Origin of the sequence: Methyloversatilis sp. XJ19-49 (assembly GCF_024580145.1) — a bacterium.
In the GTDB taxonomy this organism is placed as follows: Bacteria; Pseudomonadota; Gammaproteobacteria; order Burkholderiales; family Rhodocyclaceae; genus Methyloversatilis.
On the sequence record NZ_JANINI010000003.1, the window covers coordinates 56,407 to 72,010 of the forward strand.

Below are 15,604 nucleotides of genomic sequence, written 5' to 3' on the forward strand. Positions count from 1 at the left end.
GCCTTGCCCGGGCGTTGAGTCTCGCGGAATTCCTCGCGCACGACCTGCGCGCGAAGTATCTCACCCGCAGAGCGTGGCCTTCTGCCGAGCGCGTCACGACGGATCGGTCGGCGTCAGCCCCGGCGAGGGGCCGAGCGTTGCATGCTTCGCGCAGAACGCCCGGGAATCTGTGGTGTACTCGAACGCTATGTTTCGCTTACGGTCTTCATGGAGGTTGCACATGCAGTTTTTCGCCGATGCCGCGCTCCGCTCAATCACTGTGTTCTCCATGATGTGCGGTGCAGCCCTTTTCGCACCTGAAGTCGCGCAGGCCCGCAATGACAGCGCCACTTCGTGGTCGGAAGAGGACTTCGCACTTTACCCGGCTTACTGTCGTGCCAAGCTCGGCGATGCCAAGTCGCTCGAAGTGTTGTGGAGCAAACAGCTCGGGTCGAAGAACTACCTCCACATCCATCACTTCTGCTTCGGGCTCAAGGCACTGAATCTTGCCTACGCCAGTTACAGTGACGCGCCCCGACGTCGCAGTCTTGCCGGCGTCGTGATCACGAACTTCAACTACATCCTCAGGCACACCGAGCCGACGTTCTTCATGCGCCCGGAGGCGCTGGTGAATCTGGGGCGAGGTCACATGCTGCTTCAGGAATACACCGAAGCGCGCGAAGCATTCGAAGCAGCCATCAAGATCAACGGGTCGGAGGTGAACGCGTGGGTTGCCCTGAGCGACTTGTATTTTCAGATCGGCCGGAAGGGTGACGCGATGCGGGTGCTCGAGGATGCGCAGAAGGCCGCCGGCGAACACAAGAAAATTACCTTGCGCATCGAGGACTTGAAGAAGGGCGGTCAGAAATGACCGGACCGTTCTGCAGCAGCAGGTTGCGCTCAGGCCGCACGCTGCGCTGCAGACCGCGTTGTTCCGCTGCATGCCATGCAAACTGCGGATGAGTGACTATCGGATCCGGCGCCGCAACTGGCTGCGATAGAGCAACCGAAGGTGCCTCGCCCCCGGCGCTTCCGTCAGCGACCGGGCGAACTGATCCCAGGGCATTCCCGACCCTTCCGAAACCATGTTGTAGCAATAGTCGAAGCGGGCTTGCGCAAGCGCCTGCTTCAATGCGCGCTTCCGTTCGGGCAGTTCCTGGCCGATGCGATCGAGCAGACTTTGCTTCATCCGGATGTGGCCGAGCATGGATGCGACATGCTGCCCGCTGACAGAGAAGTAGCTCTGACCGTCACGCCGCCAGCGGTAGACGGGAAGGTCGAGGAGCGCACACCGGATCGAGCGCGCTGCGGCCTCGATGGCCCACGCTGATTCGGGCCAGTCATCCTTGTTCATGGGCTGCACCCGGGCAAGGATGCTGCGGTGAAAAACGGGTTTCTGGAAGGCGGCCGGCACGCTCTTCAGAAGCGCATCGAAAAGCGCATCACCGAAAATGATCAGTCCCTGATCGCTTGCCGACCTGGCGTTTGCCAGCGTCCGGTCCAGCGCGGCTCTCTGTCGTGCATTGACGGCAGCACCTTCGCCGCCGAAAGCTTCTACGCCGATGTAGAGGATTTCAGGGGCAAATGGGTGCTTCAACCCGCGGTCTGCGAGTTCCAGGGCTGCGGGCGCGAGTTGGTCGTCATCGTCGAGCTGGGCAATGAACTCGCCTCGCGCCAGCATGTGGCCAGAATTCCGCGCCGCCGCCACGCCCTTGGGATGTGCGTGTGTGTGCAGCGTGTAGCGGTCGCCAACGATGCTCCTGATCTCGGCTGCATCGACCGGCTGACTGGATCCGTCGTCGACCACGACCACTTCCCAGTCCGCAAAGGTCTGCGCAGCGAGCGACTCAAGCGCCTCCCGCAACAGATCGTGGCGATTGTGTGTCGGCAGTACGATGGAAAAACGGGGCTCCGGGCGCGTCATTGAGTGCTCCATAGCGATGTCACGGCCTTCACTCGATAAGACAGGGCGCGTGCAAATTCGCGCCTGCGGATACAGTGCCAGGCGGCGCTGCGCATCGCCTCGCGTTGCGCGGCGAGCGCGGCATTCATGTGCCGGGTCAGCCCGGCGGCGCGGAGATGATCAACGAGCGTTCCGAGCGCGTGTGCATCGCCCAGTGCCTTCTCGTAAACATCTCCGGATGTGTTGCCGGAATGCTGTCTGTAGCTGACCAGCGTCTCTGCCTGATAGATGACCGGTCCGTGAGCGGCTATGCGCATCCACATGCTGTAATCGTCAGACCAGAAAAAGCGCTCACGCAGAAACTTGCCTGCGAGTTCGTACGCCTGGCGCCGGACCATCACCAGCGAGGCACTGCGCACGAAGTTTCCCCGCAGCAGTGCGCTCAGAATCTGTCCGCTGCCGCGCAGGCCATAGCCCGATCCGGTGACTGCCGTGACGGTACCTGCGTCATCGATGCCGCGATGGTCGCAGTAAGTGGCCAGCGCGGCCGGGAAACGCTGCAACAGGTCGATCTGGCGGGCAAGCTTTTGAGGATCCCAGATGTCATCCTGGTCGATGAAGGCGAGAAACTCGCCGCTCGCCATCTCGGTGCCCCGAAAGCGCGCGAGCGACTGGCCGCCGTTTGGCTGGGAAAGGACGGTCAGGCGGTCACCGTAACGTTCGAGCAACTGCGCACTGCCATCGGTCGAACCGTCATCCACCGCGATCAGCTCGCAGGGCGCCACGGATTGCGCCAGCACTGAATCGATTGCTTCAGCCAGATGGCGTTCGCCATTGAAAACCGGCATGACGACGCTGATTGACGAAACTGTCATCGCTGGCCTTTTCAGGTGTCCCGCGTCGCGACGAAGGCGAATTGCTGAGGCTTGCATTCCTCCAGCCAGCGGGAAAAAACACGGAATGCGATCCGCCTGGGCAGCGATGAAGACCACCATGATTCATTTATGCCGGCGGTGGCACTGACCGTGTAGCCGCACTCGCCGAACATGCGCAGCGCACTTCTGCGGGTGAAGAAGCGCAGGTGAGTGCGGTCCCGGATGCCACGACCTTCATATCGGAAGTCACGCTCGAAAAGCATGTGCTCGAGATTGTCGATATGCAACAGATTGGGCAGCGAAACCACGAGTACGCCACCCGGCGCAAGCCAGCGCTTGACCAGGTTCAGCATGTCCCATGGCGATTCGATGTGTTCGAGTACATCGTTGAATACGATGACATCGAAGTACGCGTCAGGCAGTTTGCTGTCAGCGCCGAGTACTTCGGCAAGCACATGATCGATGCGCGTAGCGGCAACGCCCGCCGGTCCGGCCGACGGCTCGACGCCCCACACTTCGATGTCCTGCCGCTGCTTGAGTGCAAGGCCGAAGGCGCCGGTATGGCAGCCCACGTCTAGCAGACGACGCGCATGAATGGGCACGAAGCGCTGCATTTCGCTGCGCGGGGAGTCGGGATACTGGGTGAGGTTGTCCACGGGCCTAGAAGTCGAAGTAGATGAATCGCTGGGTGCTGCCGCCGAAAAATAGCAGACTTAGTACCATCGCGGCATACACCGTGCCACGCAGCACGGGATGGGTCTTTTCCCACCGCTCAAGCCGGTCAGCGGCAAAAGTCACGATGCTCGATTCGAGCAGAACCAGCACGCAAGTCAGCACGGTCAGCAGCCAGACATAGCTCCTGATCTCGGGCGCCTGCGCGGTGCTGCCGGAAAGCCCGGCCATGCGCGCGCAGACCTCGAACGCCGCGCCGACGCTTCCGGCGCGGAAGAACACCCAGGTGACCCACACCATCACGATGCTGCAGCCCCAGCTCAGCCCCGCCCACGCAATCTGCCCGGCAGTCGCCTGCGGTCTGGGCAGCCAGGGCTGCACGAGCCGGTGCAGCACCAGCCAGGCGCCATGCAGGAAGCCCCAGATGACGAAGGTCCAGGCCGCGCCATGCCAGAGTCCGCCGAGCACCATGGTGATCATCAGGTTGGCCAGCGTGCGCACCTTGCCGGCACGGTTGCCGCCCAGCGACACATACAGGTAGTCGCGCAGCCAGCGCGACAGGGTGATGTGCCAGCGCTGCCAGAATTCCTGCGGATTGCGGCTGATGTAGGGGTAGCGGAAGTTGCGCGGCAGCGTGACGCCGAAGGCGCGCGCGAGGCCGATGGCCATTTCGCTGTAGCCGGAGAAGTCGAAATAGATCTGCAGCGCGAACGCGGTCACGGCCAGCCAGGCCGTGGCGGTGTCCAGCTTCGCCGTATCGGCCCACAACTCGTCGGCCACTCCGGCGAAGTTGTCGGCGAACAGGATCTTCTTGATCAGCCCGCCGGTGAAGATGAGGGCGCCGATCTTCAGGTCGCGCGCCTGCAGCGGGGCCAGCTTCTCCAGCTGTTCGACCAGTTCGGACGCACGCAGGATGGGGCCGGCGACCATGTGCGGGAAGAAGCTGATGTAGAGCCACCAGGCGCGGAAGGATATGCGCGTGGTCCACTCGCCGCGATAGACGTCGATCATCACCGACAGCATGTGGAAGGTGTAGAAGCTGATGCCCAGCGGCAGCGCCCAGTGCGTCCAGCCGCTGTCCAGGCCGGTGTCCGGCTGACCGGCGAAGGCGGCGATCGCGATTGCCGTGTCGATCAGCATGCCCAGATACTTGATCGATCCGAGCAGCGCGAGGTTGAGCACCAGCGCCACGACCAGCGTGCGCTTGCTGCGCGTGCGCGCCAGAGCACTGTAGAACAGGTAGTTCAGACTGACCGACAGCACGAGCAGGATCAGGTAGGCCGGCTTCCACGAGGCGTAGAAGATCAGGCTGCCTGCCAGCAGCGTCATGGCGCGTTCGGTCTGCGTCCGGCACAGGCCATAGATGCACAGCAGGGCGGCGAGGAAGACGAAGAATATGGGCTGACTGAAGATCATTGCGCCATGCCTTCCCGCCAGGCCTTGCCCAGCGCTGCGCTGTACAGCCGAGCGCCGCTGTCGTTCAGATGCCCGGGATCGGCGAAATGGTCGGCGTCGAGCGCCGGTCGGGGGACCTCCAGCCAGCGGCCGCCACGTGCCAGCAGTCCGGGCATCATGTCCGCGTAGGGTCCGGGTGTGGCGCCGGGTCCGAATGCAGGGCCGCGTCCGTAGAGCGGTGTGGCGACCAGGTGCACGCGCGCACCGGCGCGCCGCAGCAGATCGACCAGCTCGAACATGGCATCCACCATGCGCGGATCGGGTGGCGCCCGCGTACCGGCTTCCTGCGCCATCAACTGTTCGCGGTTCTGGAAGCGCCCCTTGAAACCGGCCCGGTAGCCGAGCGTCAGTGCGACGCCGCCGCCGGCCGGTTCCACATCGCCGGTGGTGGCCTGCAGGAAGCGCAGCAGCTTGTCCGGTTCGCGCAACTGGCGCAGGTTGCCGGCGTAGTACCAGCTGCGCAGCACCGAGCCGAACAGTTCGGTCCTGAATCCTGCCTTCATCAGCGCGTCGCGCGCCGCCAGAAAGCCGTAGTAGCCGAGCGAGTCTTCATGCTGGAACAGGGTTTCGTCGAGCGTGATGAACACGTCCGACGGCACCGGCGCGCCGCGCGCCAGCAGACGGGTGGCGACGCCGTGCAGCACCAGCGCGTTGGCGCCCGGCATGCCGAGGTTGAAGGCACCGCCGTCGGGCGGCTGTTGCGCAGCAGCCAGCATCGTGTCCGGCGCAATGCCGTTGTCAGCACGGCTGTTGCCCAGTATGAGCAGTGCCGGACGCGTCTGCTCGACATGGATGATCTTGTCGGTGGCGCGCGCGACCGCGAACACGGCGCGGTAACGCTGCACGACCGCATCACTGTGCAACAGAAGTTCGAAGCACAGCAGCAGCCCAAGCGCAATCCAGGCCGCAGGACCGATTGCGGCGATCCATCCATTTCTCATTGCGTCATCCAGCTGCGGAGCAGATCGACCCAGCCGAGTGCCGGGGCACGTTCGCCTGTGCCGTCGACGGTCAGTGTCCGGGGTACGCCGTCGGCCCCGGTCAGCATGACGTCAACCGCCAGTCGATCGCTCGGAAATGCCAGTCTGAGCATCCGGCCGGGCAGAAGGATTTCGGCACCCATGCTCTCTGGCGTTTCGATCGGCCGGATGTCCAGTGCGGGCAATTCGCTCAGACTCGGTCGCAGCACGACCAGGAAGCGGTCTTCTATTGCCGGCAGCTGCGGCATGATTTCCAGTCTCCAGGCACCCGGATCGAGTTCGGATGGTCCGCGCGCGATGTTGGCTGCGAGAGTGCCGTTCTCGTCGAAATTCATGCCGTCGACGAAATACTCGAAGCCCGGCCCGCCGATCGTCACCAGGCGTGCATCGCGCGGAAAGATCACTTCGCCCTTCAGTTGCGGCAAGCCGGTGACCGATGCGGTGGCCGGACGCTCCAGTGTGAATTTCCGGCCGTCGATGCGCGGCTGGAAGGCGCTGTGCAGCAGCCAGCGCTTGACGAAATCGGCGCGCGTCGCCTCGACGGTATCGTGGATGATGACGATGTCCGAAAGCCGGTCATAGACAAAGATGCGCCAGGCTTTCTCGACCCGTCGCGAGCGATGATGGAAGCTGTGCACGCCGCTCTGCGCATTGGTGTAGGCGGCGGTGATGTCGGTCAATGCGACCAGCAGGCCGTCCTGTTCGACCACACGCACCAGGCGGCCGGTGTGGAAGTCGAGGAACTTGCTTTGCCAGTCTTCGAGATCGGCTGGCGCCGCATGCAGGTTCCAGGCTGAACCGACGCGCCGCTGACCGCCATCGTTGGCGATGGTGCGCGGCGGTTTGCCCTGACGCACCGGCATCTGCACGATGTCCGCCGGGTCGGTCACGGTGATCGTGTTGTGGGCGATCGTCTGGTACTGGTAATTCAGATGGTGGTCGCCGGCATAGCCGCAGTAGCAGCCGCTGTCTATCGCCAGCGGCGCGCCCTTGAACAGGAGGAAGGCGCCCTGGTCGAGATGGCTGTGCGACCAGTAGTTGTTGCCGGCCTTGAAGCTGAAATGTGTTGCGTCGGCGTTCCAGCTGCTGCGCGCGATGACCAGCCCCAGGCCGTCGGAGACATGGGTCAGCGGCATTGCGCGTACCGCTTCCGGGTCGTACAGCGATCGATCGGTCAGCGGACCCCAGGGCCACGATGTAGGCTGCAGCTTCTCGCTGGCGCGGGTGCTCAGCGTGTAGGCAGCCGCATGTCGGTATTCGAGCGCCAGCGCGTCGGCGTCGAAAACCTGGCGACGACCGAACCGGCCATCGCCCCAGCGCATGGACGTGCCATCGGGAAGTGTTCGGTACACCAGGAAATCGAGGAAACCGCGGATCGCCGGCTCGCTCCTGAACAGATCTTCGCCAGTGGCCGAACGCCACATGGCCGGCAGCTGGTAAATGGCCTGACCGATGCCGATACCGACATATTCGTTGCCCTCATGCCAGCCGCCGTGCTGTCCGCCCACCTGGCGCCATACGGGCAGCACGCGATTGATCCAGAAGTCGTAGGTGAACGCCATCAACGGGTCAGTTCGCGGATCATCGCCGTGAATGGCGAGTGTGCAGGCCATCAATGCCTGCAGCGGCGAGTTGTAGAGATATACGTTGTAGGGCGAAAGCGCTTCCTTGCGGATCACGTTGATCTGGAAGTTGCAGGCTTCGATCACCTTGTCCTTGAGCCTTGGCATCAGATCGGCAGGAATGCGGTCGTGCAGCCAGTCATAGGTCTGCGCGATCGGTTTCGTCTGTTCGTGGCCGCGCCAGGCGGGCCGCAGTCTGAGCACACGCTCGACAATGGCGCGTACATCCTGTGTTTCGGGAGCGAGCACTGCCGCCACCAGCGATGCGCTCAGATCGCCCTTGCCACCCTGCGCCCGGAGCACCAGTTGCCGCACGTACTCCGGGTTTTCCGCCTTCAGCCGTGCCACGTCGGCCGAAGACGGGTAGGGCAGGCGGGGATGTGCCTGGCGAAATCCCGGCAGTTCGGGAACGCGCAAGTCCTCCGGTGCCGGCAGTACAACCTTGCTGCGGGCCGCAGCGGTTACGGTGGGGGGCGGAGTGCGCGCCAGCGACCAGACGGCGGTTGCGCTGCCGAGCAGCGCGGCGGCGACCAGCGTGCCCGCCAGTCGTGAACCCCGCCGGGAACTGGCGGGTGGCGCCGATGCCGCTGCAACAGGCCGGGCGTGGCGGACCGCCAGCAGTGCTGTGAGCACTGCCATCGCCACCGTGGTGATGTCGGGCGTACGCCCCGGAATGTGCTGCTGCATCCATTCCAGCGCGAACGAAAGTCCGCCGCACGCCACGATGATCACCAGCGCCGGAAGCCGCCCCGTGTTGCTGAGCGCAACGAGTGCCGCAGCGAGTATCAGATACGGCCATACGCTGTCGATCAGCACGCTCAGCCCGAGCATCGGATTGTTCATGTGGGCAACGAATGGCGCCCAGTTGAGGTGGCGCAGCGCACCCGGCGATGGGGTCAGTTCGCTGATCACCAGGGCCAGCGTGACGGCCAGCGCAGCCATGACCGGCCGCATCGGCTTGAGCCGGCGTGGCCAGCCGAACCCGAGCATGAGACCGGCCGTGGTGCCGACGATCATTTCTGCCGACAGCTGGCGACTGATCACCACGACCTTCAGCATCATGACGGCAAAGGCCAGCAGCCAGAACAAGCGTGTCAGCGATACCGGGCGGTTCCGCGCATCACGCGCCAGTAGAACGAGGGCGAAAACCTCCAGTGCGCTGCCCAGTGCTTGTGCCGGAATGAACGTCGCCGGGTCATTCAGGGTGGCGGCCAGCGGGGCGAGCCCGCTGCGCAGCGACCCGAGATCGAAGGCCGGAACGAAGGGCGTGAGTTGGGCAAGCATCCAGGCGATCAGCGCTGCCACGGCCAGATCCGCCTCGGGTGTGGCGGCAAAGGTGCGCGCGCGCCAGTCCATCAACAAGGCAACCGGCTTCCACCGCGCTGTAAACATGCTCGCCAGAATCGCACCCACGAATCCGCCAGTCGTATTCAAGGCGAAATCCGCGAATGACGGCACCCGCTGCGGCAAGTGCGCCTGCGCGGCTTCGACACCGAAACTCAGCGCCGCCGCGCAGGCGGTGGCGAACAGCACCGAGGGCAATACCGGCCAGCGAGACGTCACCCGCCGTAGTCCGATGCCCAGCGGAATGTAGATGAGCGCATTGACGACGAGATCAGGCACCGACAGCGCGCTGTAACGCCACACCACGAGAAAGCCGAAGGTTTCCGCTTCTGCTTGCCAGCTGGTCAGCGGGTAGAGACTGCCCCACAGCAGAAGCAGTATGTAAACAAGACATGCCGCAAAAACGCTTCGGGTCCTGTGCGAATCGTTGGGCATGGGCGGTGAGGGGGTGATGTGGACAACGTAGCGGTCGAGCGCGCTCCAGTGAGCACGCGATCGCGCCGATTATCCTGACCTGGTAGGGGTTCGGGTAGGGAGGAGGGCGCAGTTGTGATTGTCCCGAGTGCCATCAGTCACGGACGGTACAAGGACGTTTTCGGGACAGGAGGGGCGGCTGTGAGAAAGTACGCACCCAGAGGAGAGGGTTGATGCACGGAATGTATCTGGTCCTGCTGCTGTGGGGCGTTGCACTGTTCGCGATCAGGCGCGATCTTTCGCTGTCCTGGACCGAGCCCTGCCTGCGCCACCCGGTCATGGTTTTCGAGGGCGATGACTGGGGTTACGGGCCGCTCGAACAGGTCGATGCGCTGCGCGAAATCGCGGCTGAGCTCGCTGGGCATCGCGACCTGACCGGACGTCATCCGGTCATGACACTGGGCGTGATTCTGGCAGGACCGGGGGCGGCCGCGACACCCGATGAAGCGCTAGGCGTGGCCCGAGTCGCGCTGGACGATGTGCGCCTGAAGCCGGTACGCGATGCAATGGCGCAAGGGGTGAGCGCCGGTGTGTTTGATCTGCAGTTGCACGGCATGGAGCACTACCACCCTGAAGTACTGGCGCGTGCGGCGCAGGTGGATCCGCAGGTACGTGCCTGGATTGCCGGCGCGCCCTTCGTGGCGACCGAGCAGCTGCCATCGCCCCTGCAGAGTCGCTGGATCGATGCGTCCACGCTGCCCTCGAGAGCATTGGACGAAGCGGACATCCGCACCCGTGTCACCGCCGAGGTGGCGATGTTCGGAAAATGTTTCGGTACCCTTCCCGAAGTGGTCGTACCGCCGACCTTCGTCTGGAACGAATGTGTCGAGCGCGCGTGGGCGGCGCAGGGGCTGGCCGTACTTGTGACGCCGGGCGAGCGCTATGAAATGCGCGGCGCGGATGGCCTGCCGGTGGATACGGGCATCTGCCTTCGCAACGGCCAGCGCTGTACATCCGGCCTGCTCGCCATGGTGCGCAACGACTACTTCGAACCGCTACGCGGACATCGTGCCGGCCACGGTCTGGAAAGTCTGGCCACGAAGTGGGCACAGCGCCGGCCGCTGCTGCTGGAAACTCACCGGTCGAATTTTGTCGGCGCGACGGCGCAACGTGCGGAAAGCATACGTGCCATCGGCGCTCTCGTGTCGGCTGCGCTGCGGTCGCAACCGGAGCTGCGTTTCCTGACCGTCGCGGAGCTCGCGCGACACTATGCGCAGGGCGGCGACCTGATCGATCGGCGTCCGTGGACACGTACAATGGCCCTGCTTCACCGACTCGATCGTCCAGGACGCCGGCGCAAGATATTCGCGGGGCTGGCTGTACTGACATTGGTCGCCGCTGTGGCTGCCTTGGCCACGGCGACGTGAGCGGACGTGTCAGCCGGCGAGATGTTCGGTGATGAACTGATGCAGCGAGCCGAAGGTGGCAAAGGTGCTGCCGTCGATGTCGGCGTCTTCCAGCGTCAGGCCGAACTGTTCTTCGAGTGCCGTGATCACTGCGATGACGGCCATCGAATCGAGTTCTGGAACGGCGCCCAGCAACGGCGTGTCGTCAGCCAGTGCGTCGGCGCGCGCGCCGAGGTCCAGCTCTTGCCGCAGCAGTTCGCGCAAGGTGTGCCGCGTGTCCACTCTGCTCTCCCTGTATTCCGCCGTCTCGCGGGCGTGTCGTTCGCGTTTGTCACTCCGGGGGCGCGATAGTATAGGTTTTGCCGTCCTCGCGTCCTGCCGATTGCCTTTCATGCCCGTTCCAACCTTGCTGAACCAGCTGGTCGAGCACGCTGCTGCGCGTGACGGTGATGCCTGCGCACTGCGCGCCAACGGCGTCGACATGTCATACGCAATGCTGGCGCAGCAGGTTCAGGCCTGCGCGCACGGGCTGCTCGAGTTGGGCGTGCGCCGGGGCGACCGCGTCGGCATCTTCCTCGAAAAGCGTTTTGAAGCCGTAGTTGCCAGTTTCGGGACCGCCGCCTGCGGCGCTGTGTTCGTGCCGATCAATCCGCTCCTCAAAGCAGCGCAGGTCGGCCACATCATGCGCGACAGCGGCGCACGCGTATTCATTACGTCGGCGCAGCGGCTTGCTTCGCTGGGCGCCCTGCAGAAGGCGTGTCCGGCCCTGGCGCATGTCGTGCTGGTCGACGGCGATGCACCCGGTGCCCAGCCATGGAAGTCCTTCATGGATGCGCCTGCGCGTGGGCTTCACCGCGTGATCGACAGCGATGTGGCGGCCATCCTGTACACCTCCGGCAGCACCGGACAGCCCAAAGGCGTGGTGCTGTCGCACTTGAACATGGTGTCGGGCGCCTGCAGCGTGACCAGCTATCTGGGCAATCATGCCGGGGATACCTTGCTGGCGGCGCTTCCGCTGTCCTTCGATGCGGGCTTTTCGCAGCTGACGACCGGATTTCTGACCGGCGCGAGGGTGGTGCTGATCAACTACCTGATGGCCCGAGATGTCGTCAATGCGCTGGCTGCCGAGCGGGTGACCGGTCTGACCGCTGTACCGCCTTTATATATGCAGATCGTGCAGCTGTCGTGGCCGGACTCCATCGATTCGCACCTGCGTTACTTCGCCAGTACCGGCGGGCGCATGCCGCGTGTCACGCTGGATGCGCTGCGCGCGCGCGCGCCGTCGGCCAGGCCTTTCCTCATGTACGGTCTGACCGAAGCCTTCCGTGCGACCTATCTGCCGCCCGAGCAGGTGGACAAGCGGCCGGATTCCATCGGACGCGCCATTCCGAATGCCGAGGTTCTCGTGCTGCGGGAAGACGGTAGCCCGTGTGCGCCGGGGGAAGCGGGGGAACTTGTACAGCGTGGTGCGCTGGTGGCACAGGGTTACTGGAACGATGCCGTGCGCACGGCGGAGCGATTCCGTCCTCTGCCGCCGACTTCGGGCGTGCGACCGTCCGGGCTGATGCGGGAGGAAGTCGCCGTGTTTTCGGGCGATACGGTGCGCATGGACGAGGACGGCTTCCTTTACTTCGTGGGTCGTCGCGACGACATGATCAAGACGTCCGGGTACCGCGTAAGTCCGACCGAGATCGAAGAGTCGCTGTTGATGACCGGCCGCGTGTCGGAATGCGTCGCGTTCGGTATCGAGGACGCCGAACTTGGACAGGTCATCGCCGTTGCGCTGTACTTTACCGGCGCGCCGGATGTGGTCGCGTTGCGCGCGCTGTGCCGCACGCACCTGCCCGCCTACCAGGTGCCGGCCCATTTCATCGTGTTCGACGACTCCTTGCCCCGCAATCCGAACGGCAAGCTGGACCGGACCACCATCGAGGCGGAAGCTCGTGGCCGCCTGAATCTCCCAGCAGGACATGAATCGTGACCTTTACGCCCATGCAAGCCGCACCATATTCGCCAGCAGACGATTTTTCCAGCGCTGACGGCGAATTGCTGATCAATGGCCTGAAGGTGTCCCGGGTTGCCGCGATGGCGGGGCGTACCCCCTTCTACGCCTACGATCGCAGCCGGATCGAGGCGCGGGTGGCGCTGTTGCGCAGTTTGCTGCCAGCCGGGGTCCAGTTGCACTACGCGATGAAGGCCAATCCGATGCAGGCGCTGGTGGGATTCATGGCGCAGCGCGTCGACGGGCTCGATGTGGCATCCGGTGGCGAGCTGAGGGTTGCGCTGGACGCCGGCATGGCTCCGTCGCGCATCAGTTTTGCAGGCCCCGGAAAGAGCGCGGACGAATTGCGTCAGGCGCTGGCGGCGGGCGTGCTGCTCAACGTGGAGTCGGCGCGCGAGGTTGAATTGCTGGCCAGCCTGTCGGAAGAATACGGCTGGCCGGCACGCGTGGCCGTGCGCATCAACCCGGACTTCGAAATGCGTGCTTCAGGCATGCGCATGGGCGGCGGTGCCAAGCCCTTCGGTGTCGATGCCGAAGCGGTTCCCGCGCTTCTCAGACGCATCGGCGGGCTTGGTCTCGCGTTCGAAGGCTTTCATCTGTATGCCGGATCGCAGAATCTGAATGCCGATTCGCTGATCGACATGCAGCGGCGCAGTTTCGACTTGATGCTGCGCCTGGCGGACGAAGCGCCCACGACGCCAAAGATACTGAATCTGGGTGGCGGATTCGGCATTCCCTACTTCCGAAACGACCATCCGCTTGCCCTCGAACCCGTATGTGAAGCGCTTGCCCGCATTGTCGATGAAGTACCGACGAAGCTTCCGGGGGCCGAGCTCGTGCTCGAACTCGGACGCTATCTGGTCGGGGAAGCCGGTGTTTACATATGCAAGGTGATCGACTGCAAGGTATCCCGTGGCCAGAAATTCGTCGTGGTCGATGGCGGCATGCATCATCATCTCGCGGCCGCGGGGCTTTTCGGCCAGGTCATACGCCGCAATTATCCGGTGATCGCCGCAAACCGGATCGGCGCGCCTTCGAACGGGCAGGTCAATGTGGTCGGCCCGTTGTGCACGCCGCTGGACGTTCTGGCCGATAAGGTCGATCTGACCGAAGTACAGCCCGGCGACCTCATAGCCGTATTTCAATCGGGTGCCTACGGCTTCAGTTCCAGCCCTACAGCCTTCCTCGGGCACCCCGAGCCTGCCCAACTGCTTGTCTGAAGTCCGTCAGCTCCACTTCAGAGCGACGTTGCGGGGCCTCTTTTCTGTGGAGTTTTGTGTCTTGAGGCATTGGGAAGCACGCTGAAACGGCGTCGCAACGTGCTTCAGTTATCACATCACCCTGTTGCAGCCTCGTCTTGTGATGGTATTCACGCTCAAAAGGCTACGCCGCACATATCGTTCGCGCTCCACCGCTCACGGCGTCGTTCCCAGCAACCCGTTGCGTGACACGACGCGAACCAAAATGAGCAGCTCTAAAAGGGGTCTACCGTGGTCAGGTTGTTCAGTCACTATGTTCCGTCCGTAACGCTCATGAGACTTGTTGCCGAAGCCCTGGTCCTTTTGATTGCCGGCTTTGGCGCGGCGTGGATCAGCGCACCGGGGAGCGTTCAGTCGCTGTTGCCGGCGCTGGTGCCTGCGGCGGTGTTCGCTGCCGTTATGACTGTGCTGATGAGCACGCTCGGCCTGTATCAGCGCGAACAGCCGCGCAACCTTTCGGAGCTGGTTGGACGCGTGCTGTTTGCGTTCCTGCTGGGCCTCCCGGTGGCTTACATGGTGTTCCGACTGCTGCCGCAGGGCAGCATGGCGATGCCGGCGCTCGACATTTCGCTGTGCCTCGGCTTCGGCGGCATCCTGTTGCTGCGCGCGGCGTCCTTCGTGCAGGCAGACGGTGCCGGCATGTTCACCCGCCGCATTCTGGTCGTCGGCACGGGCTCCGAGGCGGCGTCGGTCTGGGCCAGTGTTTCGACGTCGGCCAGTGCGACGCACACCATCGTCGGCTTCGTTTCGGTCGGGGCAGACACTTCGGTGGAAGTACCGAGTGCCATGGTGATGCCGGAAGGCAGCTGCGTGATGCAGCTGGCGCGCGATCACCGTGCAAATGAAATCGTGGTTGCAGTGCGCGAGCGTCGGGGTGGTGTGCTGCCGCTGCGCGAATTGCTGGACTGCAAGCTGGCGGGCGTGACGGTCAACGACCTGTCGAGCTTCTTCGAGCGGATGCGCGGTCAGGTGCGTCTCGATTCGCTGCGCGCCAGCTGGCTGATCTACGGCGACGGCTTCCGCCAGGGCATAGGCCGGACGGTCGTGAAGCGGCTGTTCGACGTGCTCGCAGCGTCGGTGTTGCTGGTCGTGACAGCGCCGGTGATGTTGCTTGCTGCCATCGCCATCGCACTGGAATCGGGCTTCCCGGTCATCTACCGCCAGGAGCGTGTCGGCCAGGGTGGTCGTACGTTCAAGGTGCTGAAGTTCCGCAGCATGCGTCTGGATGCCGAAGCCGATGGCAAACCGCGCTGGGCGAGCAACAGCGATGATCGTGTCACGCGTGTCGGCCACTTCATCCGCAAGACACGTATCGATGAACTGCCGCAGATCTTCAACGTGCTGCACGGCGACATGAGTTTTGTCGGCCCGCGTCCGGAACGTCCCTACTTCGTCGATCAGCTGACTGATCAGATCCCGTTCTACGCCGCGCGCCACTCCGTCAAGCCGGGCATCACCGGGTGGGCTCAGGTCCGCTACGCCTACGGTGCTTCGGTCGATGACGCCGTTCAGAAGTTGCAGTACGACCTGTACTACGTCAAGAACCATACCCTGTTCCTGGACATGCTGGTTCTGCTGCAGACGGTACGTGTGGTACTTACCGGCGACGGCGCGCGCTGAACAGGTGCGAAGCTTCGTCAGGCGCGCGGTAAGACGCGTGCGGTGACGCGCCCCCTGCCGGCGGGCACAATGC

General features: G+C 63.9%; 12 protein-coding genes. 5 read left to right on the forward strand and 7 right to left on the reverse strand.

The genetic code is table 11. The features are described from left to right. Nucleotides 1-220 precede the first annotated feature (220 nt). Nucleotides 221-850, forward strand: coding sequence for a tetratricopeptide repeat protein (locus NMQ16_RS04740; protein ID WP_257079356.1), 630 nt, complete (start codon nucleotides 221-223; stop codon nucleotides 848-850). 96 nt (nucleotides 851-946) lie between these two features. Here the strand turns inward: NMQ16_RS04740 and NMQ16_RS04745 are convergent, their stop codons facing one another. From NMQ16_RS04745 to NMQ16_RS04770, 6 genes are read right to left on the reverse strand one after another with little or no spacing between them, the layout of a single operon-like run. Then, the gene (locus tag NMQ16_RS04745; protein WP_257079357.1) at nucleotides 947-1,903 is read right to left on the reverse strand and encodes a glycosyltransferase family 2 protein; all 957 of its coding nucleotides are present in this window, start codon (nucleotides 1,901-1,903) and stop codon (nucleotides 947-949) included. Beyond that, nucleotides 1,900-2,877 (reverse strand): glycosyltransferase, encoded by a 978-nt coding sequence (locus tag NMQ16_RS04750; RefSeq protein WP_257079358.1) that lies wholly within the window; start codon nucleotides 2,875-2,877, stop codon nucleotides 1,900-1,902. Before NMQ16_RS04750 ends, NMQ16_RS04745 begins: the two co-directional genes overlap by 4 nt. Then, nucleotides 2,769-3,413, reverse strand: a complete 645-nt coding sequence (locus NMQ16_RS04755; RefSeq protein ID WP_257079359.1) for a class I SAM-dependent methyltransferase — start codon at nucleotides 3,411-3,413, stop codon at nucleotides 2,769-2,771. The genes NMQ16_RS04750 and NMQ16_RS04755 overlap by 109 nt, the downstream gene beginning before the upstream one ends. A 4-nt stretch (nucleotides 3,414-3,417) precedes the next feature. Then, nucleotides 3,418-4,845, reverse strand: coding sequence for an MBOAT family protein (locus tag NMQ16_RS04760; protein ID WP_257079360.1), 1,428 nt, complete (start codon nucleotides 4,843-4,845; stop codon nucleotides 3,418-3,420). Continuing rightward, nucleotides 4,842-5,825, reverse strand: a complete 984-nt coding sequence (locus NMQ16_RS04765; protein ID WP_257079361.1) for a hypothetical protein — start codon at nucleotides 5,823-5,825, stop codon at nucleotides 4,842-4,844. The genes NMQ16_RS04760 and NMQ16_RS04765 overlap by 4 nt, the downstream gene beginning before the upstream one ends. Next, entirely contained in the window at nucleotides 5,822-9,265 is a 3,444-nt protein-coding gene (locus NMQ16_RS04770) for a VanZ family protein (RefSeq protein ID WP_257079362.1), read from the reverse strand. Before NMQ16_RS04770 ends, NMQ16_RS04765 begins: the two co-directional genes overlap by 4 nt. Nucleotides 9,266-9,477: 212 nt before the next feature. Between NMQ16_RS04770 and NMQ16_RS04775 the strand changes: the two genes are divergently transcribed. Next, nucleotides 9,478-10,671 carry a hypothetical protein gene (locus NMQ16_RS04775; protein ID WP_257079363.1) on the forward strand — a complete coding sequence of 398 codons (1,194 nt, stop codon included), beginning with the start codon at nucleotides 9,478-9,480 and terminating at the stop codon, nucleotides 10,669-10,671. A 9-nt stretch (nucleotides 10,672-10,680) separates the two neighbouring features. On the opposite strand, the gene NMQ16_RS04780 is transcribed toward NMQ16_RS04775, so the two are convergent. Continuing rightward, nucleotides 10,681-10,932 carry an acyl carrier protein gene (locus tag NMQ16_RS04780; RefSeq protein ID WP_069038200.1) on the reverse strand — a complete coding sequence of 84 codons (252 nt, stop codon included), beginning with the start codon at nucleotides 10,930-10,932 and terminating at the stop codon, nucleotides 10,681-10,683. Between the two features lie 109 nt (nucleotides 10,933-11,041). Between NMQ16_RS04780 and NMQ16_RS04785 the strand changes: the two genes are divergently transcribed. The 3 genes from NMQ16_RS04785 to NMQ16_RS04795 all read left to right on the forward strand — a co-directional run bounded on the left by NMQ16_RS04785 (nucleotide 11,042) and on the right by NMQ16_RS04795 (nucleotide 15,531). Continuing rightward, the gene (locus NMQ16_RS04785; RefSeq protein WP_257079364.1) at nucleotides 11,042-12,631 is read left to right on the forward strand and encodes an acyl-CoA ligase (AMP-forming), exosortase A system-associated; all 1,590 of its coding nucleotides are present in this window, start codon (nucleotides 11,042-11,044) and stop codon (nucleotides 12,629-12,631) included. Nucleotides 12,632-12,642: 11 nt separating this feature from the next. Then, nucleotides 12,643-13,872, forward strand: a complete 1,230-nt coding sequence (locus NMQ16_RS04790) for a pyridoxal-dependent decarboxylase, exosortase A system-associated (protein ID WP_257079365.1) — start codon at nucleotides 12,643-12,645, stop codon at nucleotides 13,870-13,872. A 312-nt stretch (nucleotides 13,873-14,184) separates the two neighbouring features. Then, nucleotides 14,185-15,531, forward strand: a complete 1,347-nt coding sequence (locus NMQ16_RS04795) for a TIGR03013 family XrtA/PEP-CTERM system glycosyltransferase (protein WP_257079366.1) — start codon at nucleotides 14,185-14,187, stop codon at nucleotides 15,529-15,531. The last annotated feature ends 73 nt before the right edge of the window (nucleotides 15,532-15,604 follow it).

Bases quoted from the DNA above. Each gene is read 5' to 3' on its own strand.
- NMQ16_RS04740 (WP_257079356.1), top strand. From the start codon at position 221: ATGCAGTTTTTCGCCGATGCCGCGCTCCGCTCAATCACTGTGTTCTCC.
- NMQ16_RS04745 (WP_257079357.1), bottom strand. From the start codon at position 1,903: ATGACGCGCCCGGAGCCCCGTTTTTCCATCGTACTGCCGACACACAAT.
- NMQ16_RS04750 (WP_257079358.1), bottom strand. From the start codon at position 2,877: ATGGTGGTCTTCATCGCTGCCCAGGCGGATCGCATTCCGTGTTTTTTC.
- NMQ16_RS04760 (WP_257079360.1), bottom strand. From the start codon at position 4,845: ATGATCTTCAGTCAGCCCATATTCTTCGTCTTCCTCGCCGCCCTGCTG.
- NMQ16_RS04765 (WP_257079361.1), bottom strand. From the start codon at position 5,825: ATGAGAAATGGATGGATCGCCGCAATCGGTCCTGCGGCCTGGATTGCG.
- NMQ16_RS04770 (WP_257079362.1), bottom strand. From the start codon at position 9,265: ATGCCCAACGATTCGCACAGGACCCGAAGCGTTTTTGCGGCATGTCTT.
- NMQ16_RS04775 (WP_257079363.1), top strand. From the start codon at position 9,478: ATGCACGGAATGTATCTGGTCCTGCTGCTGTGGGGCGTTGCACTGTTC.
- NMQ16_RS04785 (WP_257079364.1), top strand. From the start codon at position 11,042: ATGCCCGTTCCAACCTTGCTGAACCAGCTGGTCGAGCACGCTGCTGCG.
- NMQ16_RS04790 (WP_257079365.1), top strand. From the start codon at position 12,643: ATGCAAGCCGCACCATATTCGCCAGCAGACGATTTTTCCAGCGCTGAC.
- NMQ16_RS04795 (WP_257079366.1), top strand. From the start codon at position 14,185: ATGAGACTTGTTGCCGAAGCCCTGGTCCTTTTGATTGCCGGCTTTGGC.